At 68.9% G+C, this 21,012-nt stretch carries 16 protein-coding genes, 1 tRNA gene and 1 pseudogene; 7 read left to right on the top strand and 11 right to left on the bottom strand.

All coding sequences use genetic code 11. The features are described 5' to 3' along the window. Positions 1-84: 84 nt before the first annotated feature. From BSZ36_RS06430 to hutU, 6 genes are all read right to left on the bottom strand, one after another. Entirely contained in the window at positions 85-1,134 is a 1,050-nt protein-coding gene (locus BSZ36_RS06430) for a TerC family protein (protein ID WP_094547114.1), read from the bottom strand. Between the two features lie 19 nt (positions 1,135-1,153). After that, complete coding sequence (locus tag BSZ36_RS06425; protein ID WP_094547113.1) at positions 1,154-1,651, bottom strand: HhH-GDP family DNA glycosylase; 498 nt, start codon at positions 1,649-1,651, stop codon at positions 1,154-1,156. A 204-nt stretch (positions 1,652-1,855) separates the two neighbouring features. After that, on the bottom strand, positions 1,856-3,424 hold the full coding sequence (cysS, locus tag BSZ36_RS06420) for a cysteine--tRNA ligase (protein ID WP_094547112.1): 1,569 nt from the start codon (positions 3,422-3,424) through the stop codon (positions 1,856-1,858). 121 nt (positions 3,425-3,545) lie between these two features. Further along, complete coding sequence (hutH, locus tag BSZ36_RS06415; protein WP_094547111.1) at positions 3,546-5,072, bottom strand: histidine ammonia-lyase; 1,527 nt, start codon at positions 5,070-5,072, stop codon at positions 3,546-3,548. After that, on the bottom strand, positions 5,069-5,668 hold the full coding sequence (locus BSZ36_RS06410; protein ID WP_094547110.1) for a hypothetical protein: 600 nt from the start codon (positions 5,666-5,668) through the stop codon (positions 5,069-5,071). Before BSZ36_RS06410 ends, hutH begins: the two co-directional genes overlap by 4 nt. A gap of 9 nt (positions 5,669-5,677) precedes the next feature. Continuing rightward, the gene (hutU, locus tag BSZ36_RS06405) at positions 5,678-7,345 is read right to left on the bottom strand and encodes a urocanate hydratase (protein ID WP_094547109.1); all 1,668 of its coding nucleotides are present in this window, start codon (positions 7,343-7,345) and stop codon (positions 5,678-5,680) included. Between the two features lie 148 nt (positions 7,346-7,493). Between hutU and BSZ36_RS06400 the strand changes: the two genes are divergently transcribed. The 4 genes from BSZ36_RS06400 to BSZ36_RS06385 all read left to right on the top strand — a co-directional run bounded on the left by BSZ36_RS06400 (position 7,494) and on the right by BSZ36_RS06385 (position 12,900). After that, positions 7,494-7,567: transfer RNA gene (locus BSZ36_RS06400), tRNA-Met, on the top strand. Positions 7,568-7,654: 87 nt separating this feature from the next. Further along, positions 7,655-8,848, top strand: coding sequence for a glycosyltransferase family 4 protein (locus tag BSZ36_RS06395; RefSeq protein ID WP_143536788.1), 1,194 nt, complete (start codon positions 7,655-7,657; stop codon positions 8,846-8,848). 131 nt (positions 8,849-8,979) lie between these two features. Continuing rightward, a complete protein-coding gene (locus BSZ36_RS06390) occupies positions 8,980-9,981 on the top strand; it encodes an ROK family protein (RefSeq protein ID WP_094547107.1) in 1,002 nt (333 codons plus the stop codon). 150 nt (positions 9,982-10,131) lie between these two features. Further along, entirely contained in the window at positions 10,132-12,900 is a 2,769-nt protein-coding gene (locus BSZ36_RS06385; protein ID WP_094547106.1) for a putative LPS assembly protein LptD, read from the top strand. A gap of 92 nt (positions 12,901-12,992) precedes the next feature. Here the strand turns inward: BSZ36_RS06385 and BSZ36_RS19310 are convergent, their stop codons facing one another. The 5 genes and pseudogenes from BSZ36_RS19310 to BSZ36_RS19680 all read right to left on the bottom strand — a co-directional run bounded on the left by BSZ36_RS19310 (position 12,993) and on the right by BSZ36_RS19680 (position 18,254). Beyond that, positions 12,993-13,169 carry a hypothetical protein gene (locus BSZ36_RS19310; RefSeq protein WP_179271057.1) on the bottom strand — a complete coding sequence of 59 codons (177 nt, stop codon included), beginning with the start codon at positions 13,167-13,169 and terminating at the stop codon, positions 12,993-12,995. Between the two features lie 145 nt (positions 13,170-13,314). Next, a complete protein-coding gene (locus BSZ36_RS06380) occupies positions 13,315-14,571 on the bottom strand; it encodes a M16 family metallopeptidase (protein ID WP_094547105.1) in 1,257 nt (418 codons plus the stop codon). A 98-nt stretch (positions 14,572-14,669) separates the two neighbouring features. Further along, on the bottom strand, positions 14,670-16,109 hold the full coding sequence (locus BSZ36_RS06375; protein ID WP_094547104.1) for a hypothetical protein: 1,440 nt from the start codon (positions 16,107-16,109) through the stop codon (positions 14,670-14,672). Positions 16,110-16,223: 114 nt separating this feature from the next. Then, positions 16,224-17,645 (bottom strand): annotated as a pseudogene (locus BSZ36_RS06370) (acyl-CoA dehydrogenase family protein); the annotation flags it as partial. Positions 17,646-17,660: 15 nt separating this feature from the next. After that, entirely contained in the window at positions 17,661-18,254 is a 594-nt protein-coding gene (locus tag BSZ36_RS19680; protein WP_218827589.1) for an acyl-CoA dehydrogenase family protein, read from the bottom strand. A gap of 202 nt (positions 18,255-18,456) precedes the next feature. Between BSZ36_RS19680 and BSZ36_RS06365 the strand changes: the two genes are divergently transcribed. The 3 genes from BSZ36_RS06365 (at position 18,457) to BSZ36_RS06355 (ending at position 20,953) form a co-directional block, all read left to right on the top strand. After that, complete coding sequence (locus tag BSZ36_RS06365; protein WP_094547103.1) at positions 18,457-19,026, top strand: hypothetical protein; 570 nt, start codon at positions 18,457-18,459, stop codon at positions 19,024-19,026. After that, entirely contained in the window at positions 19,023-19,859 is an 837-nt protein-coding gene (gene pyrF, locus BSZ36_RS06360; RefSeq protein ID WP_094547102.1) for an orotidine-5'-phosphate decarboxylase, read from the top strand. The genes BSZ36_RS06365 and pyrF overlap by 4 nt, the downstream gene beginning before the upstream one ends. Positions 19,860-19,927: 68 nt before the next feature. Continuing rightward, complete coding sequence (locus tag BSZ36_RS06355) at positions 19,928-20,953, top strand: transglutaminase domain-containing protein (protein ID WP_094547101.1); 1,026 nt, start codon at positions 19,928-19,930, stop codon at positions 20,951-20,953. The last annotated feature ends 59 nt before the right edge of the window (positions 20,954-21,012 follow it).

Below are 21,012 nucleotides of genomic sequence, written 5' to 3'. Positions count from 1 at the left end.
ATCCCGTATCACAGCCGCGCGGCCTCTGGCGCCAGAGGCCGTTGTGACGGCCGTCTGGGCGGCGGGGAGTCGGCGACGGAGGCGCTACGCCTTTACGTTGCCGGAGATCGACGCTGGCGCCTCGCGACCGGCCGTCGGCGCGTGGTCGCCTCCCGGCTCCGGCGCTCCAGGTGGGGGCAGAAGAGCGCGCTCGCGACGGTCCGCAAGCCACGAGAACAGCGACGCACTGCCGATACAGACGACGATGACGCTCAGCGACAACCACTCGGGGACCTCCAACCCGTAGCCGTGGAGCCACTCCGCAGAGAGCATCTTAAGCCCGATAAACACGAGCACGGCGCCCAGCCCGTAGTGCAGGTACCGCACCCGCTCAATAACACCGGCCAGCAGGAAATACAGCGCTCGGAGCCCCGTGACGGCCAGAATGTTGGAGCCATAGGCCAGGAAGGGGTCCGTCGTCACGCCCAGAATCGCCGGGATAGAGTCGACTGCGAACACCACGTCGGTGAGTTCGATCATCACCAACACGAGGAAGAGCGGCGTGACGAACAGCTTGCCCGCGTGGCGGACGAAGAAGTGCTCCTCGTGGTAGGACTTCGTGACTGGGAGCACGCGCCGCAGCACCTTCAGGATGGGGTTGCCCGACACGTCATCTCCCCCCTCGCTCTCGAAGAACATCCGAGCGCCGGTCAGGATGAGGAACGCGCCGAAGACGTACAGCACCCACTCGAACCGCTCGATGAGCGCCACGCCGAGAAGGATCATCGCCGCGCGCATGAGAATGGCGCCGAAGATGCCCCAGAACAGCACGCGGTGCTGGTACTGCGCCGGGACCCCGAAGTAGCCGAACAAGACGGCGATGACAAACAGGTTGTCGACAGAGAGCGAGAGCTCTACCAGATACCCCGTCAGGAACGTCAGGCCCGGCGTCGGGCCGAACTGCCACCAGATGACAGCATTGACCGCCAGCGCCGCCGCGACAAAAAAGGCCGACAGCCGGGCCGCCTCGCGCCACTCAATTTTGTGGGCCTTCTTGTTGAAGACCAGCAGGTCCAGGAGCAGGAGAGCGACGACGTACCCGTTGAGCGCGATCCAGGCCCAAGTAGGAACGTCGAGGTGGAGCGGGTCCGTCATAGCGCCCTCCTACCGACTCTCAGTCTGAGAGGTCCCGGTGGCCGAAGTAATACAGGCAATACTTCAGCTTTGCCGCCTTCTGCGGCCCAAAGCCGGGCAGCTTCTTGACGCGCTTCTCCACCTCGGCGTTGGTGCCCTCGCGCCAGAGGCCGCTGGCGTCCCCGTCGTACTCGTCCGCGATGGCCCGCGCGACGGTTTGCGTCGTGTCGACCATCTTGTTCGTGAACCGGTGGACGGCCGGTGTCTCCACGAAGACGGCTTCGAAGGCATCGCGGTCCATGTCCGCGATCTGACGCATGTCCAGGTGCCCGAGCCTCTGGCGGAGCTTGAGCGGCCCGCAGAACGCGGTCTCGGCGAGCACGCGCTGGTCGTAGAGCAGCCCGAGAAGTACTGCGTTGGCGTTGTCGCGCAAGAACTGGTCGGCCTCAGGGTCCTTGGTCGCGGTGCCCTCGTTTTTGAGCCGGTCCAGCATGCGGACGAGGCCGCCTTCGAGTTCGGAGTAGTCGGATGCGTCCATGCGTCTGGGGGTACGGTGTACGGTAAGATCGACGGCGATGCGGGCCTCTGGCGATCGCTAGGATTGAGGCGTACTGCGTGGTGCGTGCGGCGCCTCGCGAGCCTCCGTCGGTCGGTCTTGCGACGTAGGAGGCATCCGCTCACCTCTGGCGGCAGAGGTTGGTGCGGGATGCCGCAAACGGCGACCGGTCCGCTTCGCCAGAGGCTAGGCGCGCTTCCAGGTCGGGCCGGAGGGCGTGTCCATCACGATGACGCCCAGCGCGTCGATCTCGTCGCGGAGCGCGTCGGCGCGGGCCCAGTCCTTGTTGGCGCGGGCGGCCTCGCGCTCGCGAAGCAACGCGTCGACCTCGGCGCCCAGCGCTGCGTCGGCGGCGCTCGAGCCTGCACCGCCAGAGGCTCCATCGGCCGGGACGTCTGGCGCGTCGATGCCGACGATGCCGAGCAGGGAGTCGATGCTCTGGAGGTAGCCCATCGCCGAGCCCGCCATTCCGGCGTCCAAGCCCGGGCCTCTGGCGAGAGCGAGGATCGCGTTGGCGCCGCGGAGCGCGGCGGCGAGAGCAACCGGCGTGTTGAGGTCGTCCGTCATGCCGTCGAGCGCGTCGGCGTAGGCCTCGTCGAGTTCCTCGCCCAGCCCTGCGGCGAGATCGCGGTCAACGTCAGCGCCAGAGGCGTTTTGTGCTGCATCGAGCGCGTCGACGTAGCGCTGGCGGTTCTTAGCCGCGTCCTCCAGCGCTTTGCGCGTGAGGTTGAACGGCTTGCCGTACTGGCCGGAGATGAGCAGCAGGCGCAGCGCCAGAGGATCAACGGGCGCGCCCCAGTCCTCGCGACCGCCGAACTCGGGTGCAACGGTGAGATCACGCACGGTGAGGAAGTTGCCCTTGCTCTTGGACATCTTCTCGCCCTCCACCTGCAGAAAGCGGGTGTGGATCCACATGCGCGAGAACGGCTCGCCCGTCAATGCCTCGGCCTGCGCGATCTCGCACTCGTGGTGCGGGAATCGGAGGTCCTCGCCGCCGCCGTGGAGGTCGATCGTCGTGCCGAGGTACTTCTGGGCCATCACGGAGCACTCCAGGTGCCAGCCGGGGAAGCCTTTGCCGAACGGCGCGTGCCACTGCATGAGGTGGCCGGGGTCCTTTTTCCAGAGCGCGAAGTCGCGCGGGTCGCGCTTGCCGCTGTCCTGGACCAGCTCGCGCAAGCCATCGCGGAGCGCGTCGGCAGCCTCGTTGCCGCTCAGCTTGCCGTAGCCCTCAAAGCTGGGGACGTGGAAGTACACGCCGTCCTCGGTCTCGTACGCGTGGCCGCCCTCCATCAGCGCACAGACGGCATCAATCTGCTCCGTCACGTGCTCGGTCGCGCGGGGGCGCACGTCGGGCTCCACGAGGTTCAGGCGGTTCCAGTCCGCGACGAGCCCGCCGGTGTAGTGCCGCGCTAGGTCCCACACGTTCGCGAACCGCTCGCCTTCCTTGCTCGCGAGCGCCTTGGCCAGCTTGTCCTCGCCTCCCGCGTCGGCCACGTCGTCATCGGTGAGGTGGCCCACATCGGTGACGTTGCTGACGTAACGTACCTCCCAGCCGAGCGCCTTCGCGGTCCGCACCACGAGGTCGGCGGTGAGGAACGTCCGGAAGTTGCCCACGTGCGCGAAGCTGTAGACCGTCGGCCCGCAGCTGTAGAACCGGAGCAGCGGCGCGCCAGAGGCGGCCGTCTCGGTCGGCATCAGCGCTTCGGTCTGGCGCGTGAGCGTGTTGTGGAGGCGGAATTCGGGGGTCTCAGGCATGGGCGTGGCGTTGTGCCGCAAGCTACCGACGCCTCTGGCGCCTAGATCCGGGTTCGGGATGAAAGCGGTCAGGCCACAGGCGTCAGAGGCCAGTTGGGACCTCGCTACCGAGCGACGCGCGCTATGCCAGAGGCCCCGTCTCCGCCTCGGCGGCGCGGACGAGTGCACCAGAGCGGACGAGGTCGACCGCAGCCTCCAAGTCGTCCGAGAACGCGCGGTCGGCGTCGCGCGGCGCGATCCTCTGGCGAAGCGCCGCGTGCGCGGCCTCCACGCCGGCGCCCGAGCGTAGCGGGCGGCGGTGCTCCAGCGCCTGGGCGGCACACAGCGCCTCAACCCCGAGCACGCGCTCGGCGTTTTCCAGCACGAGGAGCGCCTTTCGCGCGCCCCACGCCCCCATCGAGACGTGATCCTCCTGGTTGCGGCTGGACGGAATGGAATCCACCGACGCCGGGTGGCACAGCGTCTTGTTCTCCGAGACGAGCGCCGCGGCGAGGTACTGCGGCATCATGAACCCCGAGTTCAGGCCGCTGGCGGCGACGAGAAACGGCGGGAGGCCGTCGTGTTCGTCTAGCAAGAGGTACGTGCGGCGCTCGGAGACGGACGCCCATTCGGCAAGTGCAATAGCGGCTGTATCCGCCGCAAGCGCCAGAGGCTGTCCGTGGAAGGCCCCCGCAGAGACGATCTCCGGCGCGCGGTCGGTCCCCAGCACCAGCGGGTTGTCGGTCACGCTGTTGACCTCGATTTCCAGCACGCCAGAGGCGTAGGCCAGCGCGTCGCGGCTCGCGCCGTGGACCGGCGGAACGCATCGGATGGAATACGGGTCTTGAACCTTGGCGCAGCCCTCATGGCTGGGCAGGATCTCCGACCCCACCAAGAGGGCGCGCACGTTCGCGGCGGCGGCGATCGCGCCGGGATGCGGGCGCACGCCCTGGACCGCCTCTCCAAACGGCCGAAGCGAGCCTCTGGCGGCGTCGAGCGTGATCGCGGCGACGATGTCCGCCGCTGTGGCGAGACGTTGCGCGCGGACCACGACCTCGGCGAGGTGCGCGGCCATGAACTGCGTCCCGTTGATCAGCGCGAGGCCGTCTTTCGCGCCCAGCGCCAGAGGCGCCAGGCCGTGCCGGGCCAGAACGTCCGCCGCTGGCGTCGGGCTGCCCCCCTCCCACACCAGGCCCTCGCCGATGAGTGGCAGCGCGAGGTGCGCCAGAGGCGCGAGGTCACCTGAGGCGCCCAGGCTCCCCTGGCTCGGCACGACGGGGATCACGTCGTTCTCCGCCATCCACAGCAGGCGCTCTACAACGGCCACGCTCACGCCCGAGGCGCCGAGCCCCAACGCGTGAACCTTGAGCCGCAGCATCCGGCGCGAGAGGCTGCGGGCGACCGGCGCGCCCATCCCAACCGCGTGCGAGCGGAGCAGGTTGACCTGCAACGCCTCCAGGTCCTCGGCGCCGATTCGAACCGACTTCAGCGCGCCGAATCCGGTGTTGACGCCGTAGAGCGCGTCGCCAGAGGCGAGGGCCGTTTCTAGCCTCTGGCGCGAGGCGCGGACGCGGCATTCGTCGCCGCCCAGTTCGGTTCGGAGCGCGGCGAGACTCGCGTCGAGGTCCGCGTCTACGCGTCCGATCCGAAGAGCGACGGCGGCGCTCATGGCGCGTCGGGGTTGTCCTTGACGCGCCTCATCGCATCGAGCAGCGGGGTCGTGACCTCTTCCAGGCCGACGAGAAACGTGTTGCCGTCGATCACGTCGAGCTCTAGTAGGTCATCTGCGGCCACGCTCAAAAACGAGAGGTACAGCCGCATCTCGCCTTCTGCCTCCATCGGGATGCCGCCCAGCAGCGCGAACCGAACGCGCATGAGCGTTTCGGCGCGCTCGGCAGCAAGGGCCGCTTCCAGCGCCTTCCGCCTCGCGCGGCTTTGCGCGTCCGCGCTCTCCTCCAGCGCAATCACGACGACGTTGTTGTACTGCTTGATGGACTCCCGGGCCTCGACCATCGCGACGTCGAGCAGCCGGTTCGCCAGAGAATCAGCGGGAACCGGAGGATCCGGCGGCGGGGGCGGCTCGAAGGCGTCTTCGGCGTTCGGCAGGCGGTTGGCGGAGGGCGCGGCGTCCGGTTCAGGTTGCCCCTCTAGGGAGGGTGGGCGCGGCGACGGCACGCTGACCACAGGCGGGGCCGACGAGCACCCGGCAACAAGGAACGCGAGCGCCAGAGGCGCGAGACGGGAAAGGAGGACGCCAGAGGCCATCGAGCGGGGTCAGGGTGTGTTGTACATGGGGAGATCGACGCCGCGCTCGCGCGCGGTGTCGGTCGCAAGATCGTACCCGGCGTCGGCGTGGCGCATCACGCCGGTGCCCGGGTCGGCCGTGAGAACGCGTGAAAGGCGCCGGTAGCCTGCCGGGGTCCCGTCCGCCACGCTCACCATGCCACTGTGGATGGAGTACCCGATGCCGACGCCGCCGCCGTGGTGCAGGCTCACCCAACTCGCGCCGCACGCCGTGTTGAGCAACGCGTTGAGCAGAGGCCAGTCCGCGATGGCGTCCGACCCGTCCTTCATGCCCTCGGTCTCGCGGTTCGGGCTCGCCACGCTGCCGGTGTCCAGGTGGTCGCGCCCGATCACGAGCGGCGCCTGCACGCGGCCGGTCTCCACCAGCCAGTTGAACTTCTCCCCCGCCTCGGCGCGCTCGCCGTATTCCAGCCAGCAGATCCGCGCCGGGAGTCCCTGGAACTGCACTTTATCCTGCGCCATGCGGATCCACCTCGCGAGGTGCTCCTTTTCCGGAAACAGCTCCAGGATAGCCGCATCGGTGACCGCGATGTCCTCTGGCGCCCCGGACAGGGCCGCCCACCGGAACGGGCCCGACCCCTTGCAGAACAGCGGGCGGATGTACTCGGGGACGAACCCCGGGATCTCGAACGCGCGCGTCATCCCGCGGCGGTCGGCGACCTGACCACGGAGGTTGTTGCCGTAATCGAACACGACGGCGCCAGATGCCTTGAGGTCCAGCATGGCCTGGACGTGCGTTTGCATCGAGTCCAGGACAGCCTCATCGTACGCCAGCGGCTCGCGCGTGCGGAACGCCTCGGCGTCGGCCAGGGAGTAGCCGGCCGGGATGTAGCCCACGCGGAGGTCGTGCGCGCTGGTCTGGTCGGTCACCACGTCCACGTCTACGCCTCGGCGGACGAGTTCGGGCAAGACCTCAGCGGCGTTGCCCACGAGCCCGACCGAGAGCGGGACGCGCCTCTGGCGCGCGTCCAATACGGCGTTTAGCGCGGCGTCCAAGTCGGTTTCGAGGCGGTCGCAGTAGCCGGACTCCACGCGGCGACAGATGCGGGTCTCGTCCACGTCGATGCCCAGAAACGCGGCGCCGTTCATCGTTGCCGCCAGAGGCTGCGCGCCGCCCATGCCGCCGAGCCCGGCCGTGACCACGAGCCGGCCGTCCAGCGTCCCGCCAAAGTGCGTGCGGGCGCACGCCGCGAACGTCTCGAACGTGCCCTGGAGGATGCCCTGCGTGCCGATGTAGATCCAGCTTCCGGCCGTCATCTGGCCGTACATCGTGAGCCCCTCGGCTTCGAGCTGGCGGAAGTTGTCCCAGGTCGCCCAGCGCGGGACGAGGTGGCTGTTGGCGATGAGCACGCGCGGGGCCTCGTCGTGCGTGCGGAACACGCCGACGGGCTTCCCGCTCTGCACGAGCAGCGTCTCGTCGTTTTCCAACCTCCGCAGCGTGGCGACGATCGCCTCGAAGCTGTCCCAGTTGCGCGCGGCCTTGCCGCTGCCGCCGTACACCACCAGGTCCTGGGGCCGCTCGGCGACCTCCGGGTCAAGGTTGTTCATGAGCATCCGCAGGGCGGCTTCCTGGTGCCACCCCTTGCAGGTGAGCGCGGAGCCTCTGGCGGCACGGACGGTACGGGGGGACGCGGTCATCGGACTCGGGGGAGAGGACCCACCAAGCTAGCCGCCCGCTCTCGCACGGCGCCTCTGGCGCCAGAGGCCTCGAAACGGCAGAACCCACGCGCTCCACTCAACCTTGGCTTTCCACTTCGCCAGAGGCTTCGGTATCTTCGCATCACTCGGCGTGGTAGCTCAGCTGGTTAGAGCGCACGACTCATAATCGTGAGGTCGAGAGTTCAAGTCTCTCCCACGCTACAGGTCCACTCAGGACCGGCCCTTCCGGGGCCACTGTCGCCCGGCTTCGGCTGGGCGTCGTTGTTTCTGGCCTCTGGCGCCGACACCATGCGGATCTACGTCCACGACTACGCGGGACACCCCTTCCAAGTGCAGCTCTCGCGAGCGCTGGCGGGGCGTGGGCACACCGTCGCGCACGGCTACTCGTCGACCAACCTGACGCCGCAAGGGGCGCTTGCGCGGCGCGACGACGACCCGGAGACGTTCGCGCCCGACCCCATCGCGCTCGACAACCCCGTCGACAAGGCGGCCCGCTCGTTTTCAGGGCTCGTCAAGCGGCGGCAGACCGAGCGCCTGTACGGGACCTCGCTGGTGCAGAGCGTCGCGGCGTTCAAACCCGACGTGATCCTGGCCGCGAACACGCCCGTGGACGCGCTTGCGCCCGTGCAGCGGTGGGCCTCGCGCCGCGGCGTACGGTTCGTGAACTGGCTGCAAGACATCCTTTCTGTGGGGACGGACCGGTTCCTGCGCCAGAAGCTCCCGGTTATCGGCGGGATGGTGGGCCGGGCGTACATGGCGCGCGAGAGGCGGCTTCTGCTAGGCGCCGACGCCATCGTCGCGATCACCGAGGGGTTCCGGCCTCTCTTGACGGAATGGGGCATTCCCGCGCGCCAGGTCCACGTGGTGGAGAACTGGGCGCCGCTGGAGGAGATGCCGCCGCGGCCCAAGAACAACCCCTGGGCGCAGTCGCTCGGGCTGGAGGACAAACGCGTGGTGCTCTATGCGGGGACGCTCGGGATGAAGCACAACCCGGAGCTGCTGCTCTCGCTGGCGCGGCAGATGGAAAACGACCCGGACGCCCGCGTGGTCGTCGTGAGCGAGGGTGCGGGTGCCGAATGGCTTCGCTCGAGTTCGCCGCCCGCGAACCTCCTGCTTCTCCCCTTCCAGGCGTTCGAGGACCTGCCCGACGTGCACGGCACCGCCGACGTGCTGGCGGCTATTCTGGAGCCCGATGCCGGCGTGTACTCGGTGCCGTCCAAAGTGCTCTCGTACCTCTGCGCGGCCCGCCCCGTGCTTCTGGCGGTCCCGCCGGAAAACCTCGCGGCGCAGATTGTCCGGCGCGAGGAAGCCGGCGTCGTGGTCCCCCCCACCGCCCCCTCGGCGTTCGGGATCGAGGGGCAGCGTCTTCTGGCGGACGAGGAGTTGCGTGGCGCGATGGCGGCCCGCGCCCGCGCCTACGCCGAGCGCACGTTCGACATCGAAGCCATCGCCGACCGCTTCGAGGTCATCCTCTCCGCGTAGCCGCCCGCGCGGACGTCCTGCGTGCCGCGTGTGGGCTTCTGTCTATTTCTCGCCAGAGGCCTCTGGCGCCCCAGGCGGAGCGGAAGCCAGCGCCCCCCGGCTCGTAGTTTCTCGCGCACCCTTTCAGACCTATGCGCTACGCCATCGGCGTCGATCTCGGCGGTACCCACATCAAAGCCGCACTCGTCCGCGACGACGGCCACGCCGTCAAAACCGCTCGGACGGACACGCCCGCAGCCGCGGGGCCACAGGCCGTGTTGGACTCTATCGCGCAGGTGATCGAGCAAGTCGCCCAGGGCGCGCCAGACGGCGAGCCTCTGGCGGGAATCGGCGTGGGGTGCCCCGGCTCGGTCTCGTTGGACCGCACCACGGTGCGTAGCCCGCCCAACCTGCCGGGCTGGAAAGACGTGGTGCTCCCGGACAGCCTCCGCCTGCGGTTCTCCGAGGCGCTCCGCCAGAGGCTCGCGCGCGATGCGCCCATTCTGGCGGAGAACGACGCGAACGTGGCCGCGCTCGGCAGCGCGTTCTGGGGGACGGGGCAGCCGTACGACTCCTTTATCATGGTGACGCTCGGAACGGGTGTGGGTGGGGCCATCATCCACCACAACCGTCTGTTCCGGGGCGCGACCGGGGCCGCTGGCGAGATCGGCCACATGAGCATCGACTACGAGGGGCCGTACGCGCGGTCTGGCGTGGCCGGCGCGCTGGAGGCGTACCTCGGTCACCGGTTTCTGACGCGCCACGCGCGCTATCAGCTCCTCACGCGGCCGACCTGCCTGCACCAAACCGCCGGCACCGACCTGGAGCACCTCGACCTGATCTCGCTGCACCGCGCCGCGATGGCGGGCGACGGCGCGGCGATCGAGATCTTCCAGTGGGCCGGCCACAAGCTCGGCGTCGCGCTGGGTGGGATCGTCAACCTGCTGGACATCCGGACGTTCGTAATCGGCGGCGGCGTGTCCCAGGCCGGGGACGTTCTCCTGGACCCCATCCGCGCGTCCATCGGGCGGTTCGTGCTGCCTGCTCTCCGCGATGGCATCACGGTCTTGCGCGAGGAAAGCGGCAACGCCGTTGCCGTCCAAGGCGCGGCACGCCTCGTCTTCGAGCACGCCGAGGACGCGGCGGGCGCCTGAGCCATGACCGACGCCTGCGGCCGGGAGCCTGCCGCGCCGTGTGCGCCTGCACCGCGCCAGAGGCGTAGCGCCGTGCCTCTGGCGCGGACGGCCCTGGGGGGCACGAGGGCTGGAGGTGCGGGCGTTGCGCCGGAGTCCCCGCCCCGCCCCGTGCTCCGCGCCCTTACGCTCCTGCTCCTGCTCGCCTCTGGCGCTGCGCACGCTCAGACGGCGGACTCGACGGCGGCCCCGCGCGAGATCACGTTGGCGCCAGCCGACTCGGCCCGCGTACCCGATCCCGGCGCCGTGGCGGATACGACGCGGCCCGCTCTCCCCTCCCGCCCCGCGCGCACTGACTACGGCGTGCCTCTGGCGCCAGCGGCCGAGGGCGGTCTAGAACAGCCCGTCACCTTCCGCGCGGCCGACTCACTCCGCATCGTGTTCGCACCTCGCGATTCGCTCGCCAGCGGCGAACGGGCGGACGACCAGGCCGCGCTGTTCGGCGAGGCCCGAGCGGAGTACGACGGGGCAACGCTGGACGCGGGGCTCGTGGAGATTTTCCTGGGCCGTGAAACGCTTCGCGCGAGGCCTCTGGCGCTGCAAGACGCTCAGGTCGGGATTCCGACGTTCGCGCAGGGCGACGAAGGGTTCACCGGCAACGAGCTGGCGTTCAACCTGCGGACGCGGCGTGGGCGCATCGTGGGCGGGCGTACGCAACTGGACGACGGCTTCCTGCTCGCGGGCGTCGTCAAGCAGGCCGCGCCGCACATCATCTACGCCGAAAACGCGGCCTACACCACCTGCGACTTGGACCATCCGCACTACGCGATGGAGGCCGGGCGCATCAAAGTCGTAGACGGCAAGACGGTCTACACCGGACCGGTCCGGCTCCGTCTGCTCGGCATCCCGACGCCGCTGTGGCTGCCGTTTGGCTTTTTCCCCGCGACCGAAGGCCGGCGCAGCGGGCCTCTGGCGGCGGGCTTCGGCACGAGCCCGGACTACGGGCTCTTCCTCGAAGACCTCGGCTACTACTGGGCCGTCAACGACTACCTCGGCGCCATCGTCCGAGGCAAGATCGGCACGACGGGGTCCATTCAGGGCTACGCGCGGCTGGACTACACCCGGCGCTACGCCTACGACGGCGACATCTCGCTTTCCTACGGCCGCTTGCGCCGCGGCGAGCGCGACGACCTCGATTTTCAGATCGCGACGCCCGTCGCGCTGCGGTGGAACCACACCCAGACCTTCCCCGCCGGGCAACGCCTCTCCGCCGATGTGGACCTCCAGTCCTCCAGCGCGCGGTTCGTCTCCGACGACCTCGCGAGCCAGGTCCGCCAGAGTTCGACCTCGACGGTGAGCTACGCGCAGACGTGGCCCCGCGCGGGGCGCTCGCTCACGGTCCAGCTTCGCGCAAACCAGCAGTTCGACGTCAGTTCAGCACAGCTCACGCTTCCCAGCCTCTCGTTTAGCCAGCAGCGGCGGTTCCCCTTTAAGCGCCAGAGGCGCGACGGGCGCGGCGAGCGCTGGTACGAGAAGATCGGCGTCTCCTACTCCGGCTCGGCCACGAACGCGTTTTCCTACGTCCCGAAGGCCGACAGCCTGTTCGACGATGGCGGCGCCCCGTCCTGGGTGGATGCTCTCTTCAGCGGCGACGCCTTCGCCAGAGGCAACGCCGAGGGCGAGCGGTTCGCCTATGGAGCCTCGCACAACGTGCCGATCTCCGCCTCGTTCTCCGTCCCGCGCTACAACCTCGACATCACGCCGAGCGTCACCTACGCCGAGAACTGGGTGGACGAGCGGACCCTGCGCGCGCTGGACCCGGCCTCTGGCGCGTTCGTGGAGACGCAGGAGGACGGGTTCTTTTTCGACCGCCGCGTACGTGCCGAGCTCAGCCTTCGGACCGCGCTGTACGGCACGGCCCCCGTTCGGGTCGCCAACCTGGATGGCCTTCGGCACGTGCTGCGCCCCAGCGTCTCGCTTGTCGCGCAACCGGACTTTTCCGCTGCGCCGTTCAACACGGTGCAGGTGCTGACGGATACGGCGGGCGTGGAACGGCGCTTCGCCACGCTATCTGGAGTCCCCACGCAGCCCGTCGGCGGGCTCCGGTTCAGCCTGGACAACGCGTTTCTCACGCGCGTAGTCAGCACGGACTCCACGGGCGAAGAGTCGCGGCGAGCGCTTCAACTCCTCTCGCTCGCCATCAGCGGCGGCTACAACTTCGCGGCCGACGAGCGCCCCATCGACAACGTCTCGTTTCGCGCGAGCGCCGGGTCCGGCCCGTTCCAGGCCTCCGCCAGCGGCTCGTTCTCGGCGTACTCCCTCGATGACACCGGCGCGCTCACGGACGCCACCTACCTCGCGGCAACGGGCCGGCCGGTGCGCCTCGAAGCGCTGCGCTTCAACGCGGGCTGGAGCCTCCGCTCCCGCCAGAGGCAGCCTCTGGCGCGCGTCCCCGGCGAGGCGGAGCTGCCCGCAGGACCGCGCTCGACGGTCCGCACGGCCTCTGGCGCCGGCGTCCTCTACGATCCCTCCGACCCGGACTACTCCGCGAGCACGCTCGCGCTCGGCCCCCGCGACCCGCGCCTGAGCGCGAGCTTCGACCTCACGGCGGCCTACCGTCCCGCAATTGGCACGCGCGACGCGCAGTGGACGACGACCGTGGCGGTGAACAACCTCACGTACCAGCTCACGGACAACTGGGGGCTCTCGGGCGCGGCCGGGTTCGACGTGCTGGAGCAGGAGATCACAAGCACTCAGCTCGTGCTCCGCCGCGACCTCCACTGCTGGGAGATGCAGATCCGCTGGACGCCTATCGGACCCGTTAAGGCATTCAGCGTGGGGATCTACCTCAAGAGCGGCTACCTCAAGGACCTGCTCCGGCTGGACCTTCCGAATGCGGACTTCCGCTCGGCCTTTAACAACGTGGGGCTGCCGCGCTAGCGCCAGAGGCCTCTGCCGCGGTCGGTCTCAGGCCGGGCGCGGATCTCGTCTGCGGAAGAGCTGCAGCGGACGGCTCTGCGCCCCCCTTGCCTCTAAGACGCCGTTATCTGGACGCGACGGCGGTATACGTCGTGCGCAGCCCAGGCCAACGCTACGTAGTAAAACGAGAGCTCGTACGGCTCCCAGTTTTCGATCCCCCGAATCCCGATCGCCAGCGTTGCCACGGCGAAAGCGAGCGTCGTGAGGATGACAAACGTGGTCTTTGACATGGTGCGCCTCGTGTGCGAGCAAAAGGGGGGTACGGCAGGATAGGGAATCAGTTGCGACCCTGGCGCATGCCAGTCAGAGATAGGCGTTTGCCCTGCCGAGAACCTTCGCGTTCAACGATAGGACAGAGGCCTCTGGCGCCAGAGGCTACGCCGCCGGCACGAGCGCGACCGTGCTCAGCCGGTCCTCCACGAATAGCGCCTCGGCCACGCTCCGCACGTCCTCGGCCGTCACCGCCATCACTTCCTCGATGGCTGTGTCCAACGAGATGTGCTCCTCGTACGTCAGTTCCACGCGTCCCAGACGCTGCATGCGGTTTGACATACTCTCGACGCCCAACATCACGGAGCCTTTCAGCTGCTCTTTCGCGCGCGCCAGCATTCGCGCACTGACCGGCGCGGCGGCGAGCTTCTGCAACTCGCGCACGATGAGTTGGCGCGAGCGGTCCAGACGCGAGGGGTCGGTCGCCATGTACACGCCCACGTCGCCCGCGTCGCGGACGAGGTTGACGAACGAGTAGACGGAGTAGCAGTAGCCGTACTTCTCGCGGATGTTCTGGTTGAGCCGCGAGGACATCCCGCCGCCCAGAATCGTGTTGAGCACGCTAAGCGCCGTGCGCCGCTCGTCCAACGCGCCAAAGCTGCGCGTGCCCACCACGAGGTGCGCCTGCTGCGTCGTCGTGACCTCGATCTCCGTCGCCAGAGGCGTGTAGTCGTTGGCGGGCTCACGGCGGAAGGCCTCTGGCGCGCGGTCGAAGTCGCGGAGTTGCTTCTCCACGAGCCGCACCACGTCGGCGTGGCGGGCGTGGCCGGCGACGCTGACGACGAGCCGGTTGGGCACGTAGTGGCGATCCATAAAGCCAGTGAGGTCCTCGCGCGAGAACGAGCGGACCGTCTCGGGCGTGCCGATGATGGGCCGGCCGAGCGGGTGGCCGGGGTACATCGCCGCCTCGTAGTGGTCGTAGACGTGGTCCTCTGGCGCGTCCTCGTACATCTTGATCTCCTCGATCACGACATCCTTCTCCTTCTCGATCTCGCGCGGCGGCAGCGTTGGCTGCGTGACGAGGTCCAGGGTGGTGTCCAGCGCGCGCGCGAGGTGCTCATCCAGAGCGCGGGCGTAGAAGCAGGTGTTCTCCTTGGTCGTGAACGCATTGAGGTAGCCGCCGACGGATTCCATCCGCTGGTTGATGTGGTGCCCCTGACGCGCCCGAGTCCCCTTGAAGACGAGGTGCTCGATAAAGTGCGTGAGCCCGGCCTCGGACTCGGTCTCGTCGCGGCTGCCCGCGTCCACCCACGCGCCCACGGCAACGCTGCGGACGGAGGGGATGCTTTCGGTCACGACGCGGACGCCGTTGTCCAATACGGTGCGCTCGAATCCGGGCGCCAGAGGCTGCTTCTTGGCCATGTTCAGGGAGGTGTTTCCCGATGGTAGCCGTGGCCCCTGGCGCGGATCCCGGAAGAGAGCGAGAGTTCGGTGAGGACCGCAGGCCTCTGGCGTCTGCGCTACTGCGCGTCGCGGGCGAGTGCGAGACCGCGGACCGACTGCCGACGGTTGGGCGCGCGGCTCAGCGCCACCTCGAACGCCTCGGCGGCTCCCGCCGCATCGCCAGAGGCGAGAAGCGCGTAGCCCAGCGCCTCGTGCGCGGGGATGACCGGCGAGGGCGGCCCGAACATGAGCGGCGCCTCGGCTTCGAGCGCGGCAGCTTCGCGCAGTCTCTCCACGCCTTGCTCGGTCTGCTCTTCCCCGATCAGCACCAACCCGTCGAGCGCCAGCGCCGCCGCGCGGACGCTCCACGCCGTGTCCTCGCCAGAGGCCTCCGAGAGCCGGTCCGCGATCTGGCGTGCGCGGCCGAGGTCACCGGACATGGCCGCGTCGAAGCCTCTGGCGAAATCGATCTGGGCGCGCGTCGAGAGCGAGCCTCTTCCAGACTCCGTCACGCGGTTCCAGACGGAGCCGTCCCCGAACGCCGTCGCGTGCTGCGCCGCGATGCGTCCGATGTGCGCCTGCGCGGTGGAGCCGTCGAAGTCCGCTTCAGCTGCTGTCCGGGCGACGGCGAGCAGCGAATCCGCCAGAGGCCGGTCGTCGAGCTGCGTCGCGGCGTAGTGCCACCACCAAAGCGCGTGCCAGCCGTGGCCGTTGAGTTCTTCGCCGCGGCGGTTGGACGCCGCTCGAGCGGCGTCGTAGCTGCGCTCGTTGAGCTCGGCGACCTCGTCCCACATGCCGAGCGCGAGCGTGATGTGGGTCGGCATGTGGAGCGCGTGGCTGGCCGCCGGCGCGATGTCCGAGTACACGCGCGCAGGACGGAGCCCGAGCGGGGCGTGGACCGGATCGTCATAGGCGTGGATGAGGTAATGCGCTGCGCCCGGGTGCCGCGGGTTGGCGTCGAACACCTCCTCCGCGACCGCCGCTGCCTTCATGTAAGTCGTGAAGTCGCGGCCCTCGTGCGCGGTCCCGAGAATCGATAGCGCGTAGAAGGCTCGGGCATCCAGATCGTCCGGGTACGATTCGGCGAGCGCGCGCATGGCGGTGGCGTAGCGGTCGTCCCGCGTTTCCTTGTCGTACTGCTCCTCCTCACCCATGTCGAAGAGGAAGCCGAGCGCGCGGAGGTAGTCCCGCTCGCGCGGCGTCACCTCCACGGCATTGGCCTCCATGCGAGCGAGGACCGCCAGCGCGGCGTCGCGGTCTTGCCGCATCCAGACCGGGTGGTTGTGCGTCATCGCCTCGCCCCAGTACGCCATCGCAAAGCCGGCGTCAGCCTCTTGCGCCTCGCGGAAAGCGTCGCGCGCGTCGTCGTACTCGAACGAGTGGAGCAAGAGGAGGCCGCGCAAGAATGGCTCCTGCGCATCCGCTTCGCCGGAGTTGGCGAACGAGGTCTCGCCGAGGTCTTGGGCAGACGCGCCCGAAGCGACGAGGAGGACAAAGGTGAGCAGGAAGGCGCGCATGGGAATCGGAAGGTCGATGGATCAGGATACGGGCCTCTGGCGCCAGAGGCCGAAACGGACGGCGCCCCCTCCCACGGATGAGAGGGGGCGCCGGAGCGGGAAACCCAGGGGGCTCTACGCGTTGGCTGGCGTGGCGTCGGCCATCGCGCCGTCGCCAGAGGCGCCGTCGGTCGGGACGAACGGCTCGCCGTCGCCGGGGAACTGCTTGACGTACGCCTTCTGGACCGGGTGGCCCGTGCCGGCCGCGATCGGGCTGGACTCGTGGATGTAGAACTCCTCGTTCGGCATCGTCTCCACCCAGTTGATGGCGGCGGCGGCCGCGCGGCGCATGGAGTCGTCGGAGTTCTTCATGACCTTCCGGTTGTTCTCCTCGATGGTCTCGTGCGCCATGTGGAGGAAATGCAGGCCGGCGGCCTTGTCGCGCTCCCACGCCGTGCCGCTGGCGCCAGAGGCCATCTGGCGGTCCAGCTTCGAGAGGACCGAGGCCCACACGAACATCAGGATTGCGTTATCGGCCAGGCGAGCCTGGACGGCCTGACGGCCCACGATCTCGTCCTCCAAGGCCTTGGACGCCTTCTTGAACACCATCGTGTGGTTCTGCGCGTGCTTCGCGAGGCGGTCCGCAAACGTGCGGAGGCTCGGGTGGACGCGGGCGACATCGCTCTTGGCGACCTTTTTGCCGAGGTAGAGCTCGGCTGCGATCGGCGTGCCGGCCTTGACCGTCGCCGGCTTGAACGCGTTGCCGAAGATGCGGCCGAGGTTCTCAGCGGGGGTCTCCTCTCCGTCCCACGAGACAGCGTTGAGCAAGCCGAGCATGTGCTCCGCCAGCTGCTTGCCGCCGTAGGCGAAGATGAACGACTGCATGACCTCGTTCGAGCCCTCCACGATGCGGTGGATGCGGTTGTCGCGCCAGAGGCGGTCGAACTCGTTCTCGGTCACGTAGCCCTCGCCACCCATGATCTGCATGGCGCTGTCGATCACGTTCCAGCCCTGCTCGGAGCAGAAGACCTTACACGCGGCCGTCTCGACCATGATGTCCTTGTCGTGGCGGTCCAGGAAGCCACACGTCATGTAGAGCGCGGCGTCCATGGCATACGTCAGCGCGTGCATCTCGGCGATGCGCTTCTGCACGAGCTCGAAGTCCGCCAGAGGCCGCTGGAACTGGTAGCGCGTGCTGGCCCACTTGGTGGCCTGCTCGGACGCCTGCTTGGCGGCGCCGGTCACGCCCGCGCTGAGCGTGCAGCGGCCGTAGTTGAGGCACGTCAGGGCGACCTTAAGGCCCTGCCCCTCGGTGTGGAGGCGGCGGCTCGCCGGGACCTTGACGTTCGTGAAGCGGAAACGGGCCTGCCACGTGCCGCGGATGCCGGTCTTGGAACGGTTGGCCTCGAAGACCTCGGCGCCCTCCATGTCGGGCGTCACGATGAGAGCCGTTACGCCGTCGCGCTCCTTGCCCGTCTTGGGGTCGGTATAACGGTGCTTCGCCATCACGGTGTAGAGACCGCTGTAGGCGCCAGAGGTGGACCACTTCTTCTCGCCGTTGAGGACATAGACCTACTCCTCATCGTCCCAGTAGCACGTCGTCTCCTGGCCCGCGGCGTCGGAGCCGACCTGCGGCTCACTGAGGGCGAAGGCGGAGAGCTTCTCGCGCGCCACCATGGGGAGAAACTCGTCCTTCTGCTCCTCCGTGCCGAACAGCATCAGCGCTTTGCAGCCGATGGACTGGTGCGCGCTGACCACGACGGACGTGGAGCCGCAGTACCGGCCGATGGTTTCGAGCACGCGGTTGTAGCTCGCCACGCCCAGCCCGAGGCCGCCGTACTGCTCGGGGATGGTCATGCCGAGCACACCCATGTCGAACAGGCGCTGGATGGCCCACTCCGGGATCCGCTCCTCGGCGTCGATCTGCACGCGGGGGTGCTCGTTCTGCATGTACGCCTCCAGTTCCTCGACGAGGGCGTCCGTCTTGGCCTTCTCCTCTGGCGAGACCTCGGGGTACGGGAAGACGAGTTCCTCGCGGACGCGTCCCCAGAAGAGGTTCTTGATGAAGCCCATTTCATCGGGCTCGGGCCCCATCATGACTTCGGCCTCCTCGATCATCTTCTGATCGCGAGCGGAGACGCCTTTTAGCTGGGTGAGGAGAGACATAGTCGGTTCTGGCTGAGAGGTGTGTCGTTGGAAGCGCTTTTGCAACGCCAAGAACAGCCCCCGGGGTCCCTCCGGCAAGCCCGGATTGTGCGAAACGCGGCCTCTGGCGCGAAGGCCTCTCGTTATCAGGACCCGCAGCTTTTCGCTCCCTTGTTTCGCCAGAGGCCCGGTAGCTTGGGACGTCCTGCTCTCCCGGCGCCCCATGAGATCTACGCCCCTCCTCTTCCTCGCCGCGTGTCTCATCGCGGGGTGCGATGCCATCCGCGGCGACGCGGACTTCGAAGCGAAGCGGATCGGTAGTTCCTTCGACACCATCGGCTTTCGAGGGGACGCTACGGCGGTGGCAGACCCTGCGGCGAACGGACGGCAGTACACGATTACGCTTCAGGACCCGGACGACTTGCTGATTCAGATGGTCTACGACTCGGACGATCCGTTTCAAGGCTGCACGTACTACTTCCGGGCCCGCGAACCCGCGCGCACGAATCCAACGGACCGCGCGGTCTCTGGGCGCGTGGAAACCGGACCCGGTGTGTTCAACCTGGGCCCCGACCCAGACACCACCGTTTACGACGTGTCGCTTGAGGTGCAGTACCGCTCGGACACGGTGATCGAGGGCCGCTTGCGCGTGAACGGCTATCTCGACCAGGGACGCCGCCCTGACCGAGGCGACCCCGAGGGAAACCCGCGATTCGAGATCATCGGTCGATTCAAGGCGCGCGGCGAGAACCTGATGCCGGATATTTCCGACACCATCCGCCCCTGCCCATGACGCCCTTCCCCGCCCGCCTCGCCGCCGCCTCTGGCGCCAGCGGCTCCGTCCTCTGCGTCGGCCTCGACCCCGACCCCGAGCGGATGCCGGCCGCGTTCGCCTCTGGCGCGAGCGAGACCGCCGGCGCGACGGGCGCCGCGGCGTTCTGCCGCGCGATCGTGGAGGCCACGGCCGAGCGCGCGGCCGCGTTCAAGCCCAACCTCGCGTTTTTCGAAGCCTACGGCCCGGACGGTTGGGACGCGCTCGACGCCGTGTGCGAGGCGGTCCGCGCCAGCGGCCGGCTCCTGATCCTCGACGGCAAGCGCGGCGACATCGGCAACACGGGACGGCGCTATGCGACCTCGCTGTACGACCGCCTGTTGGGCGACGCGAGCACGGTCGCGCCCTACATGGGTTCAGATTCGGTCGCGCCATTCCTGGAGCACGAAGGCCGGTGCGCGTTCGTCCTCGTGACTACCTCCAACCCCGGCGGCGCGGACCTGCAGGCGCTTGTCGCCAGAGGCGCGGACGGCGACGAGCGGAGCCTCTGGCGCCACACCGCAGACATGGCGATTCGAGCGGGCGACGGGCTACCAGGAACGGTCGGCTTCGTAGCGGGCGCGACGCGGCCCGAGTTGTTGGCCGAGATCCGCGAGGCGTATCCCGAGGCGCCGCTGCTCGTGCCGGGCGTGGGCGCGCAGGGCGGCACAGCGGGGGACGTGCTCCGCGCGAACGCGGGCGGACCGATCCTCGTCAACTCCTCGCGCGGCATCCTCTACGCCTCTGGCGGCGACGGCTTCGAGCGCGCCGCGCGAGAGGCCGCGAGCCGCCTCGCCGACTCGCTCGCGCCGTAGGCGGCGCCAGAGGCCTCTGGCGGCACGCGGTCGTCACCGGACGGGAGGACGTTTGAGAACGGCCGCGCATGGCCGATACGGGGCGGATGTGCCGCCTTCTGCTCCTGCTTTGCGTTCTCGCGCCCCAGGCGGTCGCGCAGTCCTGCCCTTCGCCTCTGGCGAGCGGCGACTGGTCCGCCGTGGACGGGTACGCGCTGGCGGCGACGGATCGAGAAGAGCGAAGCATCCAACACCTCGCGCGCTACCTCCACCGCGCCGGACGAAGCGACGGCGCCCGTATCCGCGCCGCATTCCGATGGACCGCGGACCGCATCGCGTACGACGTGGACGCGCTCACGGGAAGGCGCCCGAGCCAGTCCGCCGACACCACGTTTGCGGCGCGCATGGGCGTGTGCGAGGGCTACGCGCGGCTGCTCGTCGCGCTCCTCACCGAGATGGACATCGAGGCGGAGTACGTGGACGGGTGGGGCCTTCCGCGAAACGGGACCGCTGCGATCTCGCCCGACGGGCTTCACGCCTGGGTGGCCGCGCGCGCCGGGCGCGACTGGATCCTGTTGGACCCGACATGGGCCGCTGGCGGCGTCGCCAGAGGCCGGTTTATCGCGCGCTACAAGCCCGAGTGGTTCGCCACACCGCCCGACGACTTCGCACGCACGCACATCCCGACGCTGGAGCGGTGGCAGCTTCTGGCCTCTCCGCTCTCACTCGCCGACGCGGTGGCGAGAACCGAGCCTCTGGCGGAGTGCCTGGACGCTCCGGGCCAGACCACGCGCCGCAACCCGTGGAACTCCAACGTCTCGCAGCAGGGCGAAGGCCCGCCGTGGGCGCTCACGCACGGCGTGAGGTTCCGGCTCCTCAGCCCCGTCCCGCCCGACGGGTACACCGCCGGCACTCGCGCCGCGATCCGCGTGCAGGTGGAGGGCGCGCGCGAGGTCGCCATTTTCGACGGCGGCGTGCTCAACCAAGAGCTTCGGGCCTCTGGCGACGTGTGGAGCGGGCGCGTCCGCATCGGGCGCGAGCCGGTTCGCGTAGCGGTACGGATGGCGCGAGGCGAGCCGTGGCGCATGGTGGCCTCGGTCCACGTCGCCGACTAACGCCAGAGGCCTGCAGTCGCGAGCGGGCGGCGTACGTTGGACACGTACGCTCCCGTGCC

Source organism: Rubricoccus marinus (assembly GCF_002257665.1).
GTDB classification, from domain to species: domain Bacteria; phylum Bacteroidota; class Rhodothermia; order Rhodothermales; family Rubricoccaceae; genus Rubricoccus; species Rubricoccus marinus.
Note: the sequence above shows the minus strand (reverse complement) of the source record. Positions and strands in the feature narration are given on the sequence as shown.